The following is a 19,479-nucleotide window of genomic DNA, read 5'->3' as shown; positions in this document are numbered from 1 at the left end:
CCGTGCCGACCCGGCGTCGCATCGTCGTCTTCGGCAGCACGGGCTCGATCGGCACCCAGGCCCTCGACGTCGTCGCCCGGAACCCCGACCGCTTCGAGGTCGTCGGCCTGACCGCCGGCACGAACCGTGCCCTCGTCGCCGAACAGGCCGAGCGGTTCCACGTCCGTGACACCGCCTTCGGCGCGGCCGACGCCGAACGCCTCGTCCGGAGCGTCGAGGCGGACGTCGTGCTCAACGGCATCACGGGTTCCGTCGGCCTGGGTCCGACGCTCGCCGCGCTGGAGTCCGGTGCGACGCTCGCCCTGGCGAACAAGGAGAGCCTGATCGTCGGCGGTGCGCTCGTGCAGGCCGCCGCCCGTCCCGGGCAGATCGTGCCCGTCGACAGCGAGCACTCCGCGATCGCGCAGGCGCTGCGCTCCGGTTCCGACGCGGAGGTCCGCCGCCTGGTGCTCACGGCCAGCGGCGGACCGTTCCGCGGACGCTCACGGGAGAGCCTGCGCGACGTCACCCCGGCCGAGGCCCTCGCGCATCCGACGTGGGACATGGGCCTGGTGGTGACGACGAACTCCGCCACGCTGGTGAACAAGGGGCTCGAGGTCATCGAGGCGCACCTGCTGTTCGGCGTGCCCTACGACCGCATCGACGTCACCGTGCACGCCCAGTCGATCGTGCACTCGATGGTCGAGTTCGTCGACGGGTCGACGATCGCCCAGGCCTCACCGCCGGACATGCGGCTGCCCATCGCGCTCGGCCTCGCCTGGCCGGACCGGGTGCCCGGCGTCGGGGTCCCGCTGGACTGGACGACCGCGAGCACCTGGACGTTCGAACCGCTCGACGCCGAGGCGTTCGGCGCCGTCGACCTGGCCAAGCACGTGGGCGTGCTGGGTGGGACCTTCCCGGCGGTCTTCAACGCGGCGAACGAGCAGGCGGTCGCCGCGTTCCACGCGGGTGCGATCGGCTTCCTCGACATCGTCGACACCGTCCGTCGCGTCGTCGACGAGCACACCGCGGGGGAGTCCTCCCTCGACGGCGTCCTGGCGGCGGAGCGCTGGGCGCGCGTGACGGCGGACCGCCTGCTGGCCCGCTGACGCACCGGGGCGTCGCGAGCCCGCCGCGCGGTCGCGCGACGGGTGCGCCCACGGTGATCCGTGCCTCCAGGCCGGCCGGGAGGCACGGCAGACCTCTCAGGGCGCGTTCGGCTCCGTCATGGGAAGGGTCCCGTACCCTCTGACGGTGACCGTCGAATCCGTGCTCCTCTTCGTCCTCGGCGTGGTCGTCTTCATCGTCGGCCTGCTGGTCTCGATCGGACTCCACGAACTCGGACACCTGTCGTTCGCGAAGCTCTTCGGGGTGAAGGTCACGCAGTACTCCCTCGGCTTCGGCAAGGCCATCTGGTCCTTCCGACGGGGGGAGACCGAGTACGGCATCCGACCGATCCTGCTCGGCGGGTACATCTCGATGGTCGGCATGCTCAAGCCGCGTGCATCGGGCCGGCCGAACGCGATCACGAACACCGGCATGTACGGCGCGTTCGTGCAGGACGCCCGCCAGGCCAGCGCGGAGCAGATCGCCGACTCCGGCGGCGACGACTCCCGCGCGTTCTACCGGCTGACGCCGTGGAAGCGGATCATCGTCATGGTCGCGGGGCCCGCCATGAACCTGGTGATCGGCATCGTGCTGTTCGGCGTGCTGCTGTGCGGGTTCGGCGCGCCGACCACCACCTTCACGTCGAGCGTCGACTGCGTGCTGCCGACGAGCAGCGCGACGACCTGCACCGCCGGGGATGCCGAATCGCCCGCGAAGCAGGCGGGCATCCGCGACGGCGACGTCGTGCTCGCGGTGGACGGGCAGCAGGACCCGACGATCGCCGAGGTGTCCCGTGTGTTCCAGCGGTCGGCAGGGGAGAGCGTCAGCGTCGTCGTGGAGCGTGACGGCCAGCGGCGGACGCTCGAGGTCACGCCGCAGCTCGCGACCCGCGACGTCGTCACCGAGCAGGGCACGGTCGCGAAGAACGCGGACGGCTCGACGAAGACCCAGCGCGTGGGCGTGGTCGGTGTCAGCATCGGGCAGTCGCTGGTCCGGCAGTCGCCGGCGGCGGTGCTGCCCGCGACCGGGGCGCAGATCGCCGCGTCGGCGCACCTCATCATCGACCTCCCGCAGCGTCTGGTCGCCGTCTGGAACGCGGCCTTCGGCGCGCAGGAGCGGTCGCAGGACAGCCCGGTGTCGGTCGTCGGCGTCGGTCGGGCGATCGGCGAGGTCTCGTCGATGAGCGGCGTGCCGGTGGTCGACAAGGCGTACACGATCCTCGGGCTGCTCGCCTCGCTCAACATCGGCCTGTTCGTGCTGAACATGGTGCCGCTCCTGCCGCTCGACGGCGGGCACATCGCCGGTGCGCTGTGGGAGGCCGTGAAGCGCCGTGCGTACCTGCTCGTCGGCAAGCCGGACCCGGGCGCGATCGACCTGGCGAAGTCGATGCCGCTGACGATGGTCGTCGTGGTGCTGCTGGCCGGGATGAGCGCGCTGCTCATCTACGCCGACATCGTCCGTCCCGTGAACCTGTTCGGGTAGCGCGGCCGCTCGCGCACGCGGGTCGCGCTGCCCACTACGCTCGGCGCATGAGCACCGCGCCAGAGGTCCGCGCCGTCGAGCGCCAGGGCATCGACGTCATCGCCGAATCCGACCGGAAGGGGCGCCCGCGCGGGCTGTTCTGGCCGTGGTTCGCCGCCAACGTGTCGGTGCTCGGGCTGAGCTACGGTTCGTTCGTCCTCGGCTTCGGCATCTCCCTGGCGCAGGCCACGATCGTGTCCGTCGTCGGGGTGGCCTTCTCGTTCCTGCTGTGCGGCATCGTGGCGATCGCGGGCAAGCGGGGGTCGGCTCCGACGATGGTGCTGAGCCGCGCGGCCTTCGGCGTGCGCGGGAACCGGCTGCCGTCGTTCCTCAGCTGGGTCCTGACGGTCGGGTGGGAGACCGCACTGGCGTCGCTCGCGGTGCTCGCCACCTCGACGGTGTTCCGCGAGCTCGGCTGGGACGACGGTGTGGTGACGAAGCTCGTCGCCCTCGTCGTCGTGGCGGCCCTGGTGGTCGGGGCCGGGATCGCGGGCTTCGACGTGATCATGCGCCTGCAGACCGTCATCACCGTCGTGACCGCCGTGCTCACCGTCGTGTACGTCGTCCTCGCGGTGCCCTCGATCGACCTCGGCACCCTCGGCGCCCTGCCGGCGGGCAGCGCGCAGAACGTCATCGGCGCGCTGGTGCTCGTGATGACGGGCTTCGGCCTCGGCTGGGTCAACGCGGCGGCGGACTACTCGCGGTACCTCCCGCGGACGTCCTCGACGGGCGGCGTGGTCTGGTGGACGACGTTCGGCGGCGCCCTGGCGCCCGCGGTCCTCGTCGTCGTCGGCGTCCTGCTCGCCGGCTCGTCGGAGGACCTGAACGCCGCGATCGGCGCGGACCCGATCGGCGCGCTGACGACGATCCTGCCGGTCTGGTTCCTCGTGCCGTTCGCCCTCGTGGCGATCCTCGGACTCGTCGGCGGTGCCGTGCTCGACATCTACTCGTCGGGCCTGGCGCTGCTCAGCGCCGGCGTGCGGATCCCGCGGCCGGTCGCGGCGGGCGTCGACGGCGTGTTCATGGTCGCCGGTGCCGTGTACGTCGTCTTCTTCGCGAAGGACTTCATCTCGCCGTTCCAGGCGTTCCTCGTCACGCTCGGCGTCCCGATCGCCGCGTGGGCCGGGGTGTTCGTCGCCGACGTGGTGTTGCGGCGTCGGGCCTACGCCGACGGCGAGCTCGACGACGTGCGCGGTCGCTACGGGGACGTGCGCTGGGCCGCGATCGGGTTCGTCCTGCTCGGGACGGTGCTCGGCTGGGGACTCGTCACGAACACGTACGGTGTGCCCGCGTGGCTCAACTGGCAGGGGTACCTGCTGGGACCGCTCGGCCTCGGCGGCCGCGAGGGCGCCTGGGCGTACGCGAACCTCGGGGTCCTCGTCGCCCTGGTCGTCGGCTTCGCCGGCACGCTGCTCACGGCGCGGGGGACGATCCGCCGCCAGGAGCACGACGCATGAGCGTCACGGTCCCGACCAATGCCTGGCTCGTCGCGATCGACCTGCAGGAGGTCTTCACCGGCGACAGCCCGTGGGCGACACCGCGGTACGACGACGCCGCTGCCGGGACGCGACGGCTGCTCCCGCGGTTCGCCGGGCGCACCGTGTTCACCCGGTTCGTCGCGCCCGAGCGCCCGCAGGGCGCGTGGGTGCCCTACTACCGCGAGTGGTCGTTCGCGCTCGTGCCCGACACCGACCCCCTGTACGACCTGACCGCCCCCTTCTCGGCTGCGGCGACGGCCCACGGCGACCCCGTCGTCACCGAGCCGACGTTCGGCAAGTGGGGAGCGGGCCTCCGGGCCGTCGTCGGCGAGCACCCGCACCTCGTGCTCACCGGGGTGTCCACCGATTGCTGCGTCGTGTCCACCGCGCTGGCTGCGGCGGACGCGGGAGCGACCGTCACGGTCGTCGCCGACGCGTGCGCCGGCGCGAGCGACGAGGACCACGAGCGTGCCCTCGCGCTCATGCGGCTGTACGGGCCGCTCATCACGGTCGTGGACCGCGGGACGGACCTGGTCACCGACCAGGTGTGACGTCACCGGGAGCGCGTAGAGTCACACCCGTGCCAGCAGTGAACCTCGGTCTGCCGAAAGTCCCCGAAACCCTGAGCCCGCGTCGGAAGTCGCGGCAGATCCGGGTGGGGAAGGTCCTCGTGGGCGGTGACGCCCCGGTCTCCGTGCAGTCGATGACGACGACGCCGACGACGAACATCAACGCGACGCTGCAGCAGATCGCCGAGCTCACGGCGTCCGGCTGCGACATCGTCCGCGTCGCGGTCCCGAGCCAGGACGACGCCGACGCACTGCCGATCATCGCCAAGAAGTCGCAGATCCCGGTCATCGCCGACATCCACTTCCAGCCGAAGTACGTCTTCCAGGCCATCGACGCCGGGTGCGCCGCCGTCCGTGTGAACCCGGGCAACATCCGGAAGTTCGACGACCAGGTCGGTGCGATCGCCCGGGCCGCGAAGGACGCCGGGGTCTCGCTGCGCATCGGTGTCAACGCCGGGTCGCTCGAACCGAGCCTGCTGCAGAAGTACGGCAAGGCCACGCCCGAGGCGCTCGTCGAGTCCGCCGTGTGGGAGGCATCGCTCTTCGAGGAGCACGACTTCCACGACTTCAAGATCTCGGTCAAGCACAACGACCCGATCGTCATGGTGAAGGCCTACCGTCAGCTCGCCGCCGCGGGGGACTGGCCGCTGCACCTCGGTGTCACCGAGGCCGGGCCGGAGTTCCAGGGCACGATCAAGAGCGCCACCGCGTTCGGCATCCTGCTCGCCGAGGGCATCGGCGACACCATCCGCGTCTCGCTGTCCGCGCCCCCTGCACAGGAGGTCAAGGTCGGCCTGCAGATCCTGCAGTCGCTCAACCTGCGTGAGCGCAAGCTCGAGATCGTCTCCTGCCCGAGCTGCGGCCGTGCACAGGTCGACGTCTACCAGCTGGCCAACGACGTGACGAAGGGCCTCGAGGGCATGACCGTGCCCCTGCGCGTCGCCGTCATGGGCTGCGTCGTGAACGGCCCGGGCGAGGCGCGCGAGGCGGACCTCGGCGTGGCCTCCGGCAACGGCAAGGGACAGATCTTCGTGAAGGGGCAGGTCGTCAAGACCGTCCCGGAGCGGGAGATCGTGCAGACGCTGATCGCGGAGGCGAACCGCATCGCCGACGAGATGGGTCCGGACGCCGCCACCGGGACCCCGCAGGTCGTCACGACGACCTGAGCCGCCGTCGTCGGACGCGCGCCGCTAGGCTTGCGTCCGTGGTCACACGGCTCTCCCATCTCTTCCTCCGCACGCTCCGCGACGACCCCTCCGACGCCGAGGTGACGAGCCACAAGCTGCTCGTCCGCGCCGGGTACGTCCGTCGTCAGTCCCCGGGCATCTTCGCGTGGCTCCCGCTCGGCCTGCGGGTGCGGCGCAAGATCGAGGACATCATCCGCGAGGAGATGGTGGCCGCCGGCGCGCAGGAGGTCCTGCTGCCGGCGCTGCTGCCCCGCGAGCCCTACGAGGCGACGAACCGCTGGACCGAGTACGGCGACGGCATGTTCCGCCTGCAGGACCGCAAGGGCTCCGACTACCTGCTCGCGCCGACGCACGAGGAGATGTTCGCGCTCCTCGTGAAGGACCTGTACGGCTCGTACAAGGACCTGCCCGTCACGCTGTTCCAGATCCAGGACAAGTACCGCGACGAGGCCCGCCCGCGCGCCGGTCTGCTCCGCGGCCGCGAGTTCACGATGAAGGACGCGTACTCGTTCGACCTCACCGACGAGGGGCTCGACCGCAGCTACCAGGTGATGCGCGACGCCTACGAGAAGATCTTCGCCCGCCTGGGCCTCGAGTACGTCATCGTCGCGGCCGACGCCGGCGCGATGGGCGGCTCGAAGTCCGAGGAGTTCCTGCACCCGATCGGCGTCGGCGAGGACACCTTCGTCCGCAGCGCCGGCGGCTACGCGGCGAACGTCGAGGCGTACGTCACGCCCGTCCCCGACGCCCTGCCGATCGCGGGGCAGCCCGAGCCCGTGCTCCTGCCCGCTGCCGACACGCCGACGATCGACACGCTCGTCGCCCACGCGAACGAGGTCGCCCCGCGTGACGGCGCACCGTGGACCGCTGCCGACACGCTGAAGAACGTCGTGCTGGCGCTGACCCACCTCGACGGCACCCGCGAGGTCGTCGTGGTCGGACTGCCCGGTGACCGCGAGGTCGACCTGAAGCGCGCCGAGGTCGCCTTCGCACCGGCCGAGGTCGAGGCTGCCGGCGACGACGACTTCCGGAAGCACCCGGGCGTCTTCGTGAAGGGCTACATCGGCCCGCAGGTGCTCGGCTCCGCGAGCCCGTCGGGCATCCGCTACCTCGTCGACCCGCGCGTGGTCGAGGGGACGAGCTGGATCACCGGCGCGAACGAGCGCGGCGTCCACGTCTCCGGCCTCGTGATGGGTCGCGACTTCGCCGCGGACGGCGTCGCCGAGGTGTCCGACGTCCGTGCGGGCGACCCCGCTCCGGACGGCTCCGGCCCGCTCGAGACCGCCCGCGGCATGGAGATCGGTCACGTCTTCCAGCTCGGCCGCAAGTACGCCGAGGCGCTCGACCTCAAGGTGCAGGACGAGAACGGCAAGCTCGCGACGGTCACCATGGGGTCGTACGGCATCGGCGTGACGCGCATCATGGCGATCCTGGCCGAGGCGCACAACGACGAGAAGGGCCTGACCTGGCCGAAGGAGGTCGCCCCGTTCGACGTCCACGTCGTGGCGACGGGCAAGGACCAGGTCGCGTACGACCTCGCTGCGTCGCTCATCGACAGCCTCGAGGGCGAGCGGTACGACGTCGTGTACGACGACCGTCCGAAGGTGTCCCCGGGCGTGAAGCTCCGCGACGCCGAGCTGCTCGGTGTCCCGGTCGTCGTCGTCGCCGGGCGGAACGCCGCCGACGGTGTGGTCGAGCTCTGGGACCGCCGCTCGGGCGAGCGTCGGGACGTCCCGGTGGCCGAGCTGCTCGAGGCGGTCCGCGCGATCTGATCGCAACCCCTCCACGGACCGGAGGCGCGGTGTCGACCGGCACCGCGCCTCCGGTCCGTCTCGTGGTTCTGGGGTACGCTTGTAGCCGACTTCTGCGCAGTTCCACCCGCAGGAGCGACTCAGCTGAACACGGAGGCACCTCGGTGAAGATCGACCTCGCAGTCCTGCGACTCATGGAGCGCGAGCGGGAGATCCCGTTCGACGAACTCGTCCGCATCATCGAATCCGCCATCCTGACGGCGTACCAGAAGCACCGCGCGGAGAACGACGAGCCCGTCGACACCCAGACCCGTGTCGAGCTCGACCGCAAGTCCGGCGAGGTCTCCGTCTACGTGCCGGAGCGCGACGAGGACGGCACCGTCGTCGGCGAGGCCGTCGACCAGCCGAGCGACTTCGGCCGCATCGCCGCCTTCGCCGCGAAGCAGGTCATCAACCAGCGTCTGCGCGACATCGGCGACGACAAGATCCTCGGCCAGTTCCGTGGCAAGGAGGGCGACATCGTCGCGGGCGTGATCCAGCAGGGTCCGAACCCGAAGATGGTGCACGTCGACCTCGGCACGGTCGAGGCGATCCTGCCGCCCGAGGAGCAGGTGCCGGGCGAGGAGTACAAGCACGGCAACCGCATCCGCGTCTACGTCACGAGCGTCGGCCGCGGTGCCAAGGGCCCGCAGATCACGGTCTCGCGCACCCACCCGGGCCTGGTCCGGAAGCTCTTCGCGCTCGAGGTCCCCGAGATCGCGTCGGGCGTGGTCGAGATCACGTCGATCGCGCGTGAGTCCGGGCACCGCACCAAGCTCGCGGTGAAGGCGAACGAGCCGGGCGTCAACGCGAAGGGCGCCTGCATCGGCGAGCTCGGTGCGCGCGTCCGCGCCGTGACGACCGAGCTCGGTGCGGAGAAGATCGACATCGTCGACTACTCGTCCGACCTGGCCTCGTTCGTCGCGAGCGCACTGTCGCCCGCGAAGGTCACGAGCGCGTTCGTGCTCGACGCGTCGACGAAGGCGGTCCGTGCCCTGGTGCCGGACTACCAGCTGTCGCTCGCGATCGGAAAGGAAGGGCAGAACGCCCGTCTCGCCGCGAAGCTGACCGGTGCGCGCATCGACATCCAGCCGGACTCCATACTGGACGGCGACGAGTAGGACACGACCGTGTCGGGCGACGCTCGTCGCCCGGCACCGTTTCGCTGGTGGCGTGGCCCGTCCGGGCGCGCCGGATCGCGGTGGTCGGAGGCAAGGAGTATGGTGGTTCCCGTCAGAACATGCATCGGCAGTCGTCGTCGTGCTCCCCGGTCCTCCCTCCTCCGTGTCGTCGCCCTGAGCGACGGTCGCGTCGTGGCGGACCCGAAGGCAGTCATGCCGGGGCGGGGAGCCTGGCTCACCCCGACCGTCGAAGCACACGATCAGGCCGTCAAGCGCAGGGCCTACCGCCGCGCGCTCCGGCTCGACCGTGAACCGGACACGTCAGCGGTACGTGACTACCTCGAGGCGCTCAGCGCCGAAGAGCAGGCGCGTCACCGGGACACGACAGAACAGGCTGAACGGCTTATGGACAACTGATGAGCGGCTCGAAGTGAGACCCGTCATCCAGTGAGTCCTGCCCCCTTCGCGGGGTGGGACCCGTGAAGGAGAACAGTGGCAAAACCACGCGTACACGAGATCGCATCCGAACTCGGTGTCGACAGCAAGACCGCAATGGAGAAGCTCAAGGAACTCGGCGAGTTCGTCAAGGGCCCGAGCTCCAGTGTGGAACCCCCCGTCGCGCGCAAGCTCCGTGCTGCGCTGCAGGCGGACGGCGCCTCGACGGCGTCGAAGCCCGCGGCCTCGGCGAGCCCGAGCGCTCCCGCGAAGGCCGCTGCCCCGCGGTCCGGCGCCCCGAAGCCCGGCGGTCCCCGTCCGGGTCCGGCGCGTCCGGCTCCCGCGCCGAAGGCCGAGCCCGAGGTCGAGGCGCCCGTCGCCGAGACCCCGACGCCCGCCGCGCCGAAGTCGGTCGCGCAGCGCCAGGCTGAGGCCGAGGCTGCACAGAAGGCCGCGGCTGCCGAGAAGGCCGCCGCTGCCGAGCAGGCAGCGTCGGGTGAGCAGTCCGGCGACGACGCGAGCGCTCCGAAGAGCGACGCCGTCAAGCCGGGCGGCGCGCCGAAGCCCGGCTCCGCAGCCGGCCCCAAGCCCGGCGGCCCGAAGCCCGGCGCACGTCCGGGCAACAACCCCTACGCGTCCAGCCAGGGCATGGGCTCGCGCCCGCCGCGCCCCGGCAACAACCCGTACTCGTCCAACCAGGGCATGGGTCAGCGTCCCGCCGGCGGTGCCGGTGGCGGCAACGGCATCCCGCGTCCGGCCCCGCCGCGTCCCGGCGTGCCCCGTCCGGGCGCACCGCGTCCGGGTGGCCCCGGTCAGGCGAACCGTGCCCCCGGCTTCGGGCAGCGCCCGGGCCAGGGCGGCGGTCGTGGCGGCCCCGGTGGTCGTCCGGGTGGTGCCGGTGGTGCCGGTGGCGGCTTCCCGCGCCCGGCGTTCAGCGGTCCGCGTCCCGCCGGCGGCGGTGGCCGCGGTCGTGGCCCCGGTGGTGGTACCGCCGGTGCGTTCGGTCGCGGTGGCGGCAAGAGCCGTGCCCGCAAGTCGAAGCGGACGAAGCGCGCCGAGTACGAGATGCGGCAGGCGCCGTCGCTCGGCGGTGTGCAGGTCCCTCGTGGCGACGGCAACACGGTCGTGCGACTCCGTCGCGGTGCGAGCATCTCGGACTTCGCGGACAAGATCGACGCCATGCCCGGCAACCTGGTGACCGTGCTGTTCCACCTCGGTGAGATGGCCACGGCGACCGAGTCGCTGGACGAGGCCACGTTCGAGGTCCTCGGCGAGGAGCTCGGCTACAAGATCCAGATCGTGTCGCCGGAGGACGAGGACCGCGAGCTCCTCGAGGGCTTCGACATCGACATCGACGCCGAGTACGCCGACGAGGACGACTCCGTCCTGCAGCAGCGTCCCCCGGTCGTCACCGTCATGGGTCACGTCGACCACGGCAAGACCCGACTCCTCGACGCCATCCGCAACTCGAAGGTGGTCGAGGGCGAGGCCGGCGGCATCACGCAGCACATCGGTGCGTACCAGATCGTCACCGAGCACGAGGGCATCGAGCGTCCGATCACGTTCATCGACACCCCGGGTCACGAGGCCTTCACCGCCATGCGTGCCCGTGGTGCGCAGGTGACGGACATCGCGATCCTCGTGGTCGCGGCGGACGACGGCATCATGCCCCAGACGATCGAGGCGCTGAACCACGCGCAGTCGGCCAACGTGCCGATCGTGGTCGCGGTGAACAAGATCGACAAGGAGGGCGCGAACCCGGCGAAGGTCCGGCAGCAGCTCACCGAGTACAACCTGGTGGCCGAGGAGTACGGCGGCGACGTCATGTTCGTCGACGTGTCGGCGCGCAACAACGTCGGCATCCAGGACCTGCTCGACGCGGTGCTGCTCACGGCGGACGCCGGTCTCGACCTGCGTGCGAACCCCGACAAGGACGCCCGCGGTGTCGCGATCGAGGCCCGCCTCGACAAGGGTCGCGGTTCCGTCGCGACGGTGCTCATCCAGTCCGGCACGCTGCACGTCGGCGACGCCATCGTGGCGGGCACGGCCTACGGTCGCGTCCGTGCCATGACGGACGAGAACGGTGTGGCGGTCAAGGCCGCGACGCCGAGCCGTCCGGTCCAGGTGCAGGGTCTGTCGTCGGTGCCGCGCGCCGGTGACACCTTCCTGGTCACGGAGGAGGACCGCACGGCCCGCCAGATCGCCGAGAAGCGTGAAGCGGCCGAGCGCAACGCCCAGCTGGCCAAGGCCCGCAAGCGCATCTCGCTCGAGGACTTCACCCGTGCTCTCGAGGAGGGCAAGGTCGACTCGCTCAACCTCATCATCAAGGGTGACGTCTCCGGTGCCGTCGAGGCACTCGAGCAGTCGCTCCTGGACATCGAGGTCGACGACAGCGTCCAGCTCCGCATCCTGCACCGCGGTGTGGGTGCGATCACGGAGTCGGACATCGACCTGGCCACGATCGACAACGCGATCGTCGTCGGCTTCAACGTCCGCCCGGACGTCAAGGCCCGCGAGCGTGCGGCGCGCGAAGGCATCGACGTGCGCTTCTACTCGGTCATCTACAACGCACTCGAGGACATCGAGCAGTCCCTCAAGGGCATGCTCAAGCCCGAGTACGAAGAGGTCCAGTCGGGTGTCGCCGAGATCCGCGAGGTGTTCCGCTCCTCGAAGTTCGGCAACATCGCCGGTGTCATCGTCCGCTCCGGCACGATCACGCGCAACGCCAAGGCGCGCGTCATCCGTGACGGTGTGGTGCTCGCCGACGGCCTGGCCATCGAGTCGCTGCGTCGCTTCAAGGACGACGTCACCGAGGTCCGCACGGACTTCGAGGCCGGTATCGGTCTGGGCAAGTACAACGACATCCAGATCGGCGACGAGATCGAGACCACCGAGCTCGTCGAGAAGCCGCGCGACTGACGCCTGGCTATCCTGGACCCCGCTCCTCCCTCGGGAGGGGCGGGGTCCGTCCCGTTCCACCAGTAGATTCCCTGCCCCAGGAGGCACCCATGGCCGATCCGCAGCGCGCTCGCAAGATGGCGGACCGCATCAAGGAAGTCGTCGCACGGCGGCTCGACAAGGGGCTGCGCGACCCGCGCCTCGGCTTCGTCACGATCACCGACGTCCGCGTGACGGGCGACCTGCAGCACGCGTCGGTGTTCTACACGGTCTACGGCACCGACGAGGAGCGTGCCGACTCGGCCACCGCGCTCAAGGCCGCGACCGGGATGCTCCGCAGCGAGGTCGGCAAGAACATCACGGCGCGGCTCACCCCGTCGCTGGAGTTCATCGCGGACGCCCTGCCCGAGACGTCGGCCCACATGGAGGACCTGCTCGTCCAGGCGCAGCAGCGTGACGCGCAGGTGCGCGCCGCGTCGGCCGGCGCACAGTACGCCGGTGATGCCGACCCGTACAAGCACGACGAGGACGAGGACGAGGAGCGCGACGAGCGCGCCTGACCTGCCGCAGCACCACGACGGCCGCCGGACACCCCGTCCGGCGGCCGTCGTGGTGCGACGGGCGGCCGATCGGCCACGGGGCAGGCGGGGCCGTCAGGCGGCGGGCCCGACGGCCGTCAAGCGTCGGGCAGTCGGTACCCGGACGCGTCGTCGCCGACCACGAGTCCGTCGCGCAGCAGGGACGCGAGCGCCCGGGCTCGCTGCTCGGCGTCCGGCCACACCAGGTCGACCTCGTCGCGCGTGACGGGCACGTCGCTGGCCCGCAGCTCGGCCATCACCAGACCGCGCACCTGGCGGTCGCTGCCGGCGAAACGCGCCTGCTTCGGCGCCCGTGGCCCGTCGTGCTCCGGGTACCCGGCAGCCCGCCAGGCACACCGGTCGGCGATCGGGCACGCGTCGCACGCGGGCGAACGGGCGGTGCAGACGAGCGCGCCGAGCTCCATCACCGCGGCGTTCGTGGCCGCTGCGGTGTCGCGGTCCTCGGGGAGCACCGAGTCCATGAGCGGCAGGTCCCGCTTCGCGTTCGCCGGTCCGGGCTCGCCCTCACCGAGGACCGCACGGGCGAGCACACGGCGGACGTTCACGTCGACCACGGGGTGCCGGTCGCCGTACGCGAAGACCGCCACGGCGCGGGCGGTGTAGTCACCGATGCCGGGCAGGGCGAGGAGCGCGTCGACGTCGCGCGGGACCACGTTGTCGTGCTGCTCGGCGATCACGGTCGCCGCCGCGTGCAGTGCGAGCGCCCGTCTCGGGTAGCCGAGCCGGTCCCACGCGCGGACCGCGTCGCCGGGGGGTGACGCCGCGAGGTCCGCAGGCGTCGGCCACCGGGTGAGCCACGCCTCCAGACGGGGGACGACCCGCGCGACCTGCGTCTGCTGCAGCATGATCTCGCTGACCAGCGTGCCCCAGGCGGGGAACCCCGGCCGCCGCCACGGCAGGTCGCGGGCCTCGGCGCGGAACCAGGCCACCAGCGGGGACGCGATGTCGGGACGGCTCCGGTCCGTCGGGTTCTCCACAGCCGGTCGGGAGGCTCCGCTCGCGTTCACCACGACAGCCTACGGTGGGTGCATGGCACGCTGGGCACCGCAGGAGACCGACACGATGGCCGCGATCGCGAGCGAGGTGATCGCGCAGGTCGGGACGAACCGGACCGTCGTCGGCATCGACGGGCAGGACGGCACCGACCTCGAACGGGTCGCCGCGGCGCTCGTCGGGGCCTTCCAGCAGCAGGGGGTGTCCGCGATGGCTGCCGCTGCGCCGTCCGCCGACCTCGACGTCCTCCGCGCCGACGTCGTGACGCCGTTCCGCACGACCGGGGCCGGGGAGGGCGTGCTCGTCGTGCACGGGCAGGGACTGCTCGCACCGGGTCCGCGGGGGCTCTGGCGCTGGTCGCTGTGGGTGGAGCAGGAGGACGGCCGCCTCGAGCGTCGAGCGGACGTCAAGATCGCCGCCTCGGCCGTGCTCGACGTGACGGACCCGGACCACCCCCGTCGCGAGTGGAACGACGCCTGCTGACCACACCGGGCAGGTCGGGCTGACGCACGTCGCTGGTACCCTCGTCCGGTGCTCGCTACCCCGCCTGACGGCATCCTCCTCGTCGACAAGCCGCAGGGCATCTCCAGTCACCGGGTGGTGTCGATCGCACGTCGGCGCCTCGGCCTGAAGAAGATCGGCCACGCGGGCACCCTCGACCCGATGGCGACCGGTCTGCTGCTGCTCGGCGCCGGACCGTCCACCCGGCTCCTCACGCACCTGGTCGGACTCGGGAAGACCTACACGGCGACGATCCGACTGGGCGTCGGGACGGACTCGGACGACGCGGACGGCACGCCGACGTCAGCCGTCGGGGTCGCGGACGCCGACGTGTCCGACGACGCCATCGAGCGTGCGGTCGCAGCGCAGCGCGGGGTGATCGACCAGGTGCCCTCGACGGTCAGTGCGATCAAGGTCGACGGGCGACGGGCCTACGACCTCGCCCGGAAGGGCGAGGAGGTCGTGCTGCGCTCCCGCACCGTCACGGTGTCCCGCTTCGAGGTCACCGGCCGCGACGACCACACCGTCACCGTCGACGGTGCAGCGGTCCCCGTCGTGGACCTCGACGTCGTGGTCGACTGCTCCTCGGGCACCTACGTCCGGGCGCTCGCGCGTGACGTCGGGGCGGCCCTCGGCACCGGCGCCCACCTCACGGCGCTCCGCCGCACCGCCGTCGGCCCCTTCGCCGTCGCGGACGCGGTGGACCTCGAGGACGAATCGGTCGACGTCGCGGCGGCCCTGGCACGCCCGGCGGACGTCGCGCGTCGACTGTTCGACGTCGTCACGCTCGACGCAGCCGCGTCGAAGGACCTCACGGACGGCAAGCGGGTCGCGGTCGAGCACCCCGACCACGACGGACCGGTCGCTGCTGTCGCGCAGGACGACGACCGGCTGGTCGGCCTCGTCTCGGTGCGGCGCGGTCGGTTGCGGGTCATCACCAACTTCCCGGCCCCGGCGACCGTCGGGACGACGACGGACGGAGCGCGCGCGTGATCGAGTGGTTCATGTGGGTGCAGCTGGCGGTGGCCGTGGTCGCCGGGCTGTTCGCCGTGGTCGTCGGGTTCCTCGGCTGGAAGCCCAACGACTACACCGTCGGCTCCCTCGCCCTCATCGAGCTGCTGCTCCTGGCGCAGGGCGTGGTCTCGCTCGTCCTCCCCGCCGTCGGCAGTCCGCCGCAGGGCAACGCGCTCGAGTTCGGGGTGTACGCCGTGTCGGTGCTGCTCGTGCCGCCGGCAGCGATCCTGTGGGCCCTGATCGACCGGACGAAGTGGAGCACGGTCGTGCTCGGCGCCGGGGCGTTCACCGTCGCGGTGATGGTCTACCGCATGTACCAGATCTGGTTCGCGCTGAACTGAGCCCGCCGTCGTCGCCGGTGCCCGCTCGTCCGCGCGCGTCACCCGTCGTCGGTAGACTCGTCGCCGTGGCGAACAGATCCTCCCTCGCGACCGGCATCGGCCGCGTCCTCATCGCCGTGTACGGCATCCTCGCCCTCGCGGCGACCGGGCGCAGCGTCGTCCAGATCATCGAGAAGTTCTCCTTCGCACCGTTCGCCTACACGCTGAGCGCCGTCGCCGCCGTCGTCTACATCGTGGCGATGATCGCGCTCATCGCCCCCGGCCGTGCCTGGTACCGCGTCGCCTGCGTGACCATCGGGTTCGAGATGGCCGGCGTGCTGGTCGTCGGCACCCTGTCGCTCCTCGACCGTCAGCTCTTCCCGGACGACACCGTGTGGTCGTACTACGGCCTCGGCTACCTCTTCGCACCGCTCGTGCTCCCGATCGCCGGGCTCTGGTGGCTCCGCAAGCACCACCGCACCGCCGTCGCCGGACCCGCTGGTGCGTCGGCGACGGTCGGCGAGTAGGGATCGACGTGCAGTACTACGACGACGTCGCCGACGTGGCGCAGGGCTTCGGACCGAGTGCGGTCACCATCGGCAAGTTCGACGGCGTCCACGTCGGACACCGGGCGGTGATCGCGCACCTCGAACGCGCCGCCCGTGAGCGCGGACTGGTGTCCACCGTGGTGACCTTCGACCGCCACCCGCTCAGCGTCATCGACCCCGAACGGGTTCCGCCGGCGCTGACGAGCACCCCGCAGCGACGCGAGCTCCTCGAGGGCATCGGGGTCGACGCCATGCTCCTGCTGCGCTTCGACCAGGACCTGCAGTCGCAGGCCCCCGAGGCGTTCGTCTCCGAGATCCTCGTCGGCACCCTGCACGCCGAGCTCGTGTTCGTCGGCAGCGACTTCCGGTTCGGCGCCCGCGGTGCCGGCGACGTCGCGCTCCTGCGTCGACTGGGGGAGCAGCACGGCTTCCGCGTCGAGCTCATCGACGACGTCGACCTGCGCGACGACGTGCGCCCCGCCGACGAGCGACGCGTCTCGTCCACCTGGATCCGCGAGCTGCTCGGTGACGGACGTGTGGCCGAGGCTGCCCGTCTGCTCGGGCGCGAGCACGCGGTCCGGAGCACGGTGGTGCACGGGAACCAGCGTGGTCGGGCCATGGGGTACCCGACGGCGAACCTCGACCCTGCGTGCGAGGGCTTCGTCCCGGCCGACGGCGTCTACGCGGCTCGCGTGCTGCACGAGGGCACGGTGTACCCGGCGGCGGTGTCCGTCGGCAACAACCCGACGTTCCAGGGCGTCCCGGCGAAGCAGATCGAGGCGCACCTGCTCGACGTCGACATCGACCTGTACGGGGACACCATCTCGGTGCTGTTCGTGTCGTTCGTCCGCGGCATGGTCGCGTTCTCGTCGATGGACGAGCTCGCGGCCCAGATGCGGCAGGACGACCTCGACATCCGGCTGTTGCTCGGACTGCCCGCGCCGGTCTGACGCCGGGCCGGGCCCGCCCTGCGCGAGTCTCGGCCAGCCCTGCGCGGGTCTCGGCCGGCCAGGGGCGAGTCTCGGCCAACCGAGGGCGAGTCTCGGCCTGAGCGACACGTCTCGCGCGTCCGAGCACGAGCACCGTCGCTCAGCCCGAGACTCGGCTCGCAGCTCGCAGCTCGCAGCTCGCAGCTCGCAGCACGCAGCGACGCAGGACGCCCCGCGACCGATCAACGGTCACGGGGCGTCCTGCGCGGTGCTGATCAGCTCCCGAGGGCGTCGAGCCAGATCTTGCGGGCGTCGAGGGCCTCTTGCGCCGCCGTGATCTTGCGGGCGTCACCGGAGGCCTGTGCGGCCTCGAGCTCGGCCTGGAGCTTGCCGATGGCGTCCTCGAGCTGACTGGCGAGGCCGGACTGTCGCGCCTTGCGCTCCGGGTCCGAGGCCTTCCAGTGCTCGTCCTCGAGGCTTCGGACGTGGTCCTCGACCGCGCGCAGGCGGTCCTCGATCCGGCGGACGTCGCCGCGGGGGACCTTGCCGATCTCGTCCCACCGGCGCTGGATGTCCGTCAGGGTCCGGCGTGCGGCGACGCGGTCGGTCTGCTGCAGCAGCGGCTCGGCCTCGGTCAGCAGGGCCTGCTTCGCGACGAGGTTCGCGCTGAACTCCTCGTTCTCGACGGCGGCCTCGGCGTGGCGCTGCTCGAACAGCACGTCGCCGGCTGCCTTGAACCGTGCCCAGAGTGCGTCGTCGTGGCGCTTGCCGGCGCGCCCGGCCCGCTTCCAGTCGTCGAGCAGCTCGCGGTAGGCCGGGATGCCGTCCGTCCCGCGGGTCGCGAGCGCCTCGGCCTGCTGCACGAGCTCCTGCTTGCGGTTCCGCGCGTCGCGGTGCTGCGCGTCGAGCTCCGAGTAGAAGGCACGGCGGTGCTGGTCGACCGTCGAGCGGGCGGCACGGAAGCGCTTCCAGAGGTCGTTCGCGTCGTTCTTCGGCAGGCGCGGACCGTCGTGCTGGTGCTGCTGCCAGCGGGCGAACACGTCGTCGAGCTGCGCGGTGATCTGCTTCCACTGCGCGCGGGCCGGGTCGACGGCGGCGAGCGACTCGGCCTCCTCGACCAGGGACGCGCGGTACGCGAGCGCGTCCGTGAGCGCCTGCTGCGCCTGTGCCTGCTGCTCCTTGGTGAGCGACCCCACCTGCTCCGACAGGCTCGCGACACGGTTCTCGAGCGACTTCAGGTCGCCGACGACCCGGGCCTCGGCGACCTGCGTGCGCAGGTGCTCGACGGTCCGGGCGACGTCGTTCGCCGAGGCGCCACGCTGGACGCGCTGCTCGGCGATCTTCACCTGCCCCTCGAGGTCGGCGTACTTGCGCGCGAAGTACGCGAGGGCCTCGTCCGGGGTGGCGTCCGGGTACTCGCCGACAGCCTTCTCGCTGTCGTCGTACCGGACGTACACCGTCCCGTTCTCGTCGACCCGGCCCCAGGTCGTTGCTTCGTCAGGTCCCACAGGTCTCGCCTCGATCGTGGTCGTGCATCACCGACGTCCCCGTCGGCACGGTCAGGTCGTCAGCCTATTGCACCGGAGGGGCGCGGGGGCCAGTGGGACGTGCGGGCTGTGGACGACCGCGGACCCGGGTCCGTGGCGACCCGGTCCGGTCAGCCGTCCTTCCGGATGGTCGCGCCGGTGATCGTCGTGGCGACCTCCGGCTCGCCGGTGCCGTCGGACCCCGCCGACGCGATGCCCTTCGAGGTGATCTCGCGCTCCAGGTCGCCGAGCCCGCTCGTGACCTTGCCGACCACGGTGTAGCCGCCCGTCGACGCGTCGAGCGTCGTGTCGCCGTAGACGATGAAGAACTGCGTGGACTGCGAGTACGGCGACGCGCCGCGCGCGATCGCCAGCGTGCCCTCGGCGTAGCGGCCGTCGCTCGGGACGTTCTCGAGCGGGCCGTACTGGAACCCGGCGTCACCCGTGCCGTCCCCGTTCGCCGAGCCGCACTGCAGGAACCGGAAGTCGGTGCTGTCGGCCAACCGGTGGCAGGTGGTGCCCTCGTAGAACTGCTTCCGGATGAGGTCGATCTCCACGCTCGCCGCCTGCGGAGCGGCCGCGCCGTCGAGCTCGATGCCGAGCTCGACGTCCTTGTTCAGCGTCAGCGTGCCGGTCCAGGTCGCCCCGTCCGCTATGCCCTTGCTCGGCACCTTCCCGGTGTTGCCGGCCGTCGCACTCGCCGACGGGGTCGGGGTGGACGTGGCACTCGCGCTCGCGTCCGGTGCATCGCCGGCCCGCGATCCTGCGAAGGCGAGCTGCGACCCGGTGGCGAGCGCCGCCACGAGCACGAGCACACCCGCGCCGACGAAGTTGTCCCGCACCCTCCGGCGTCGCTGCCGGTCGTGCAGGCCCTGTCGGGCCTGGTACAGACGGAGCCGCTCACGCGCCTCGCGGTTGTCGCGCGCCTGGTTCTTCGGTGCCACGGTGCTGATCGGACCTCTCG

18 protein-coding genes are annotated in these 19,479 nt (G+C 71.6%); 15 read left to right on the top strand and 3 right to left on the bottom strand.

Going from position 1 to position 19,479, the window contains the following annotated elements; translation table 11 throughout:
• Positions 1 to 2: 2 nt before the first annotated feature.
• From dxr to rbfA, 10 genes are all read left to right on the top strand, one after another.
• Positions 3 to 1,088: a 1-deoxy-D-xylulose-5-phosphate reductoisomerase gene (dxr, locus tag Q9R28_RS03440; RefSeq protein WP_311205470.1), complete on the top strand. Its 1,086-nt coding sequence runs from the start codon at positions 3 to 5 to the stop codon at positions 1,086 to 1,088.
• Between the two features lie 145 nt (positions 1,089 to 1,233).
• Positions 1,234 to 2,568 (top strand): RIP metalloprotease, encoded by a 1,335-nt coding sequence (locus Q9R28_RS03435; protein WP_271825778.1) that lies wholly within the window; start codon positions 1,234 to 1,236, stop codon positions 2,566 to 2,568.
• A 47-nt stretch (positions 2,569 to 2,615) separates the two neighbouring features.
• The gene (locus tag Q9R28_RS03430; protein WP_311205469.1) at positions 2,616 to 4,064 is read left to right on the top strand and encodes a cytosine permease; all 1,449 of its coding nucleotides are present in this window, start codon (positions 2,616 to 2,618) and stop codon (positions 4,062 to 4,064) included.
• Entirely contained in the window at positions 4,061 to 4,636 is a 576-nt protein-coding gene (locus tag Q9R28_RS03425) for an isochorismatase family protein (RefSeq protein WP_311205468.1), read from the top strand. Before Q9R28_RS03430 ends, Q9R28_RS03425 begins: the two co-directional genes overlap by 4 nt.
• Positions 4,637 to 4,686: 50 nt before the next feature.
• On the top strand, positions 4,687 to 5,820 hold the full coding sequence (gene ispG, locus Q9R28_RS03420) for a flavodoxin-dependent (E)-4-hydroxy-3-methylbut-2-enyl-diphosphate synthase (RefSeq protein WP_126892096.1): 1,134 nt from the start codon (positions 4,687 to 4,689) through the stop codon (positions 5,818 to 5,820).
• Between the two features lie 38 nt (positions 5,821 to 5,858).
• Positions 5,859 to 7,613: a proline--tRNA ligase gene (locus Q9R28_RS03415; protein WP_311205467.1), complete on the top strand. Its 1,755-nt coding sequence runs from the start codon at positions 5,859 to 5,861 to the stop codon at positions 7,611 to 7,613.
• A 143-nt stretch (positions 7,614 to 7,756) separates the two neighbouring features.
• Positions 7,757 to 8,752 (top strand): transcription termination factor NusA, encoded by a 996-nt coding sequence (gene nusA / locus Q9R28_RS03410; RefSeq protein ID WP_311205466.1) that lies wholly within the window; start codon positions 7,757 to 7,759, stop codon positions 8,750 to 8,752.
• 99 nt (positions 8,753 to 8,851) lie between these two features.
• Positions 8,852 to 9,169, top strand: a complete 318-nt coding sequence (locus tag Q9R28_RS03405) for a YlxR family protein (protein ID WP_082687788.1) — start codon at positions 8,852 to 8,854, stop codon at positions 9,167 to 9,169.
• Between the two features lie 75 nt (positions 9,170 to 9,244).
• A complete protein-coding gene (infB, locus tag Q9R28_RS03400; RefSeq protein WP_066654580.1) occupies positions 9,245 to 12,106 on the top strand; it encodes a translation initiation factor IF-2 in 2,862 nt (953 codons plus the stop codon).
• A gap of 89 nt (positions 12,107 to 12,195) precedes the next feature.
• Positions 12,196 to 12,645: a 30S ribosome-binding factor RbfA gene (gene rbfA, locus Q9R28_RS03395; protein ID WP_311205465.1), complete on the top strand. Its 450-nt coding sequence runs from the start codon at positions 12,196 to 12,198 to the stop codon at positions 12,643 to 12,645.
• 116 nt (positions 12,646 to 12,761) lie between these two features.
• On the opposite strand, the gene Q9R28_RS03390 is transcribed toward rbfA, so the two are convergent.
• The gene (locus tag Q9R28_RS03390) at positions 12,762 to 13,661 is read right to left on the bottom strand and encodes an A/G-specific adenine glycosylase (protein WP_396137149.1); all 900 of its coding nucleotides are present in this window, start codon (positions 13,659 to 13,661) and stop codon (positions 12,762 to 12,764) included.
• A 52-nt stretch (positions 13,662 to 13,713) separates the two neighbouring features.
• On the opposite strand from Q9R28_RS03390, the gene Q9R28_RS03385 reads away from it, so the two are divergent.
• The 5 genes from Q9R28_RS03385 (at position 13,714) to Q9R28_RS03365 (ending at position 17,010) form a co-directional block, all read left to right on the top strand.
• The gene (locus Q9R28_RS03385; RefSeq protein ID WP_144411305.1) at positions 13,714 to 14,160 is read left to right on the top strand and encodes a hypothetical protein; all 447 of its coding nucleotides are present in this window, start codon (positions 13,714 to 13,716) and stop codon (positions 14,158 to 14,160) included.
• A 48-nt stretch (positions 14,161 to 14,208) separates the two neighbouring features.
• Positions 14,209 to 15,171, top strand: coding sequence for a tRNA pseudouridine(55) synthase TruB (gene truB, locus Q9R28_RS03380; protein WP_311205464.1), 963 nt, complete (start codon positions 14,209 to 14,211; stop codon positions 15,169 to 15,171).
• Positions 15,168 to 15,533 carry a hypothetical protein gene (locus tag Q9R28_RS03375; protein WP_209682430.1) on the top strand — a complete coding sequence of 122 codons (366 nt, stop codon included), beginning with the start codon at positions 15,168 to 15,170 and terminating at the stop codon, positions 15,531 to 15,533. Before truB ends, Q9R28_RS03375 begins: the two co-directional genes overlap by 4 nt.
• Before the next feature lie 65 nt (positions 15,534 to 15,598).
• Positions 15,599 to 16,039: a hypothetical protein gene (locus Q9R28_RS03370; protein ID WP_311205463.1), complete on the top strand. Its 441-nt coding sequence runs from the start codon at positions 15,599 to 15,601 to the stop codon at positions 16,037 to 16,039.
• Between the two features lie 8 nt (positions 16,040 to 16,047).
• Entirely contained in the window at positions 16,048 to 17,010 is a 963-nt protein-coding gene (locus tag Q9R28_RS03365; RefSeq protein WP_311205462.1) for a bifunctional riboflavin kinase/FAD synthetase, read from the top strand.
• A gap of 254 nt (positions 17,011 to 17,264) precedes the next feature.
• On the opposite strand, the gene Q9R28_RS03360 is transcribed toward Q9R28_RS03365, so the two are convergent.
• Together Q9R28_RS03360 and Q9R28_RS03355 are read right to left on the bottom strand one after the other, a co-directional pair.
• Positions 17,265 to 18,497 (bottom strand): DUF349 domain-containing protein, encoded by a 1,233-nt coding sequence (locus Q9R28_RS03360; protein WP_200884092.1) that lies wholly within the window; start codon positions 18,495 to 18,497, stop codon positions 17,265 to 17,267.
• Positions 18,498 to 18,646: 149 nt separating this feature from the next.
• Positions 18,647 to 19,459 (bottom strand): peptidylprolyl isomerase, encoded by an 813-nt coding sequence (locus Q9R28_RS03355; RefSeq protein WP_311205461.1) that lies wholly within the window; start codon positions 19,457 to 19,459, stop codon positions 18,647 to 18,649.
• Between the last annotated feature and the right edge of the window lie 20 nt (positions 19,460 to 19,479).

The organism is Curtobacterium sp. BRD11, from assembly GCF_031844345.1.
Lineage (GTDB): Bacteria > Actinomycetota > Actinomycetes > Actinomycetales > Microbacteriaceae > Curtobacterium.
This window is presented reverse-complemented; position numbering and strand designations above follow the sequence as displayed.